The organism is Hymenobacter frigidus (assembly GCF_014640435.1).
Taxonomy (GTDB): domain Bacteria; phylum Bacteroidota; class Bacteroidia; order Cytophagales; family Hymenobacteraceae; genus Hymenobacter; species Hymenobacter frigidus.
In genome coordinates, this window is sequence record NZ_BMGY01000090.1 from 1 (window position 1) to 2,534 (window position 2,534).

At 51.7% G+C, this 2,534-nt stretch carries 3 protein-coding genes; 2 read left to right on the top strand and 1 reads right to left on the bottom strand.

What is annotated here, in order from left to right:
• Positions 1–797: 797 nt before the first annotated feature.
• Positions 798–1,193 (top strand): hypothetical protein, encoded by a 396-nt coding sequence (locus tag IEW17_RS20505; RefSeq protein ID WP_188563928.1) that lies wholly within the window; start codon positions 798–800, stop codon positions 1,191–1,193.
• Positions 1,194–1,309: 116 nt separating this feature from the next.
• The gene (locus IEW17_RS20510) at positions 1,310–1,588 is read left to right on the top strand and encodes a hypothetical protein (RefSeq protein WP_188563929.1); all 279 of its coding nucleotides are present in this window, start codon (positions 1,310–1,312) and stop codon (positions 1,586–1,588) included.
• Positions 1,589–1,941: 353 nt separating this feature from the next.
• On the opposite strand, the gene IEW17_RS20515 is transcribed toward IEW17_RS20510, so the two are convergent.
• On the bottom strand, positions 1,942–2,427 hold the full coding sequence (locus tag IEW17_RS20515; RefSeq protein WP_188563930.1) for a transposase: 486 nt from the start codon (positions 2,425–2,427) through the stop codon (positions 1,942–1,944).
• Positions 2,428–2,534 lie beyond the last annotated feature (107 nt).

The following is a 2,534-nucleotide window of genomic DNA, read 5'->3' on the forward strand; positions in this document are numbered from 1 at the left end:
CTTAAAAAACAGGTACGCCGACCTGACCAAAGAAAAAACTCAAAACTAAACTGTCAGACCACTAGTGTTATCTGACAATCAAAGGGATCATTGAATGATAGGGGCGTGGCATACCATAACGCTTGGTTCTTAATTATTTTTTTCGTGAACTCATCTGGCCCTCGGTATTTGTAGAGGTAACGAGGCACGCGTCCTGTTTCCACATCCTCAATGGTCATTTGGACCGGGGAAAAGGGACGGTCTGAGGTCAGAATTGGTATGTTCATTATAAAAGATCAGCCATTACAAATGGATTGCAATACATTATATACTCTAAATGTGGACATAGAAATATTATAGCCCTAATTCCTTGGCCGAGTTGTGTTGCCGGACGTTGTCGAGGCGGGTGTAGCGGCGGATCATGGCGCTCGTCTTGTGCTTGGTCTAGTTCATGACCTTGGAGTCGTCGGCCCCGTTGAGCTTGGCCTTCTTATAGCAGCCGGGGGATAAACTTACTCTAAGGATAAAGCCTATATTATATGTGGTTCACTTTGAACAAATTACTATTTTAGATCGGGTCAAAAAGTTAGGTCCAATAAACTAAAGGGCTGTTTATTTATGGACCGCCTTTATGGACCTCATTTTCCTGACTTATTAGTTCGGCAGTCCGTAATTTATCGCGAGCCAATAAGTTACGACTTTCTGACCTTGGCCAGGAACTGCTTACAGTAATTTTACCCCCTGACTGCTATAAGAAGGCCCTGTTGCGAATGTTGAACGGCTATTAATTTGAACCACCGTTTCATTGAACGTTCGTCATGCTTAATTGGCTGTTGCCTTTGGACTATCTGTACTCCTGGACAGAGAGCATCATCACCCCAAAACTTGCTCCTGTGAAGGAATACCGGGCGGTCGTCATCATGGCCTATGCGGTGGCCCTGCTTTCGTCGTCCTCGTTCCTGGCGGGGGTGGGGTACGTGCTGCACCACCCTTCGCTGGACTTTGCGTGGTTTTTGAGCATCGTGGTGACCTCGATGCTGTTGAGTTACTTTTTCCTCAAAAAAGTCTACCTCGGCCACGACAGGGGTAAGCGGGTGCGTCGCCAGCTTATCCACCAAAGCGAATCGGCTAAAAAAGCCGCTTTCTGGCTCAGCTATGGGCTGATTCATGCGTACTCGCTGCTCGTGCTGAACGCCGCTTCGGGAGCGCAGTAAGACCCTCCTTATTTTGAACGGGCCGCGTTTACCTTGGGACCGTTTTCGTGAACGTGGGTAATATTGGTGCTATGCGAGAACTCACCGAATCCGAAGCGTTTCAATTCTTGGCTTTTATGAACAAACTCGTTGTGGGCTTGGACCGCATCGGGAGCCAGTACCACGATAACGCCGAGGACCGGGCGTGGGCACTGGCCTATGTGATGTCGCCAGCCGTGTTCAAAGAAGCGGCCCAGCTGCGCCACCTGATTGGCAGCAAGTACAACCAAGAACTGGCGGAAGGGCAAGACCAAGGCGAAGTGGAGCAGCTGCTCACAGACCTTCCGTACTGGAAAATGCCTACCCCTGAGCAACTGGAGCGGTTTAAACAAAACCAACTCAAGAAGCAGGCATGAAATAACACTCCTTTCGGTAAACCACCAGCTGCGGCCCGCTACCAGGTGCCCGCAAGCTACTGCAGCACCTGGTGAGTTTACGAAACCCGTCTACGAATCAAAGTTTAGGAAACGGGCCAAGTAGATGAGTTTCGTAAACTCCATTCTCACGCGTTGTCGGTGGCCACCACTCCCTGTAAAGAACAGGCGGAACAGGCCGCGGCCCCTTGCAAATAGCAACGGTTACAAGGGGCGATGTTGGCGAGGGACTTGCAAATGCCGGTGCTGTTCCAGTTGGACGGAAGCGCGAAACGGGCCGCTGGCTGGCTGGCTCCCTTCGCGGAATCCTCCCTTAACATGAACTGTGTTAAAAATTAAGGGGTGAGGGTGAGTTTTGAGCTAAAATCAGCTTGATAGGGCACGCCCGATTTGACGATGGCAAAGGCTTGCTTGAGCAGCTTGTTGCAGACCGCAATCAGGGCCAGTTTCTTGTTCTTGCCTTTGGCCACGAGGCGGTCAAAAAGAGCCGCACAAGCTACGTTCGTCTTTTTAGCGGAGAAGCTGCACATGAACAATTTGCCGCGAATCAAGCCCCCGCCCATTTTGGTGATGCGCACCTTGCCGCGGATGCTCGTGCCCGAGGTGTGCTCGCGGGGTGAGAGACCCGCCAGGGCAATCACTTGCCGGTAGTTATCGAAGCGGGTGAAGCCGCCGGCAAAAAGCAGCAGCATGCCCGCGGTTTTGCGCCCGATGCCGGGAATGGAACACAGCAGCGTCATCTGGGCCGCAAAGCGCTGCTCTAATAAGGTCAGCAGTTCGGCTTCGACCAGGGCTACTTGCTGGGTCAAGGTCTTAAGCATCTGTTGCAGGCGCTTCAGCGCGAGCTTGCTGATGACCGGTACAGACTAAACACATTTAGCAATTCGGGCGAGCAGGTCCTCCAGGTAGTGGTCGTTCCAGCCTAAGC